The sequence below is a fragment of the Bacillus cereus group sp. N11 genome (assembly GCF_016483605.1).
GTDB classification, from domain to species: domain Bacteria; phylum Bacillota; class Bacilli; order Bacillales; family Bacillaceae_G; genus Bacillus_A; species Bacillus_A toyonensis.
This window is the reverse complement of record NZ_JAEHBN010000090.1, coordinates 1-243: the sequence shown is the minus strand read 5'-3', so window position 1 is coordinate 243 and position 243 is coordinate 1. Positions and strand designations below refer to the sequence as shown.

Sequence of the window (243 nt, the reverse complement as noted above, 5' to 3'; positions counted from 1 at the left end):
CGCCCTCCCCCCCAGCCCCCCCCGCCGCCCCCGGCGAGCCTGGGGAGACGGGACCGCCAGCCCCTCCAGGTCCCACCGGGGCCACTGGGGCTACTGGACCTCAAGGTATTCAAGGTAACACGGGTGCTACTGGTGCCACTGGACCTCAAGGTATTCAAGGTCACCCGGGTGCTACGGGCGCTACCGGGCCTCCAGGGGCTCCAGGTCCTGCAGGAGCTGGCGGACCTGCAGGGGCTACAGGGC

At 71.2% G+C, this 243-nt stretch carries 1 pseudogene; it reads left to right on the top strand.

The features are described from left to right. Positions 1–243: pseudogene (locus JDS98_RS29815) on the top strand (collagen-like repeat preface domain-containing protein); the annotation flags it as partial.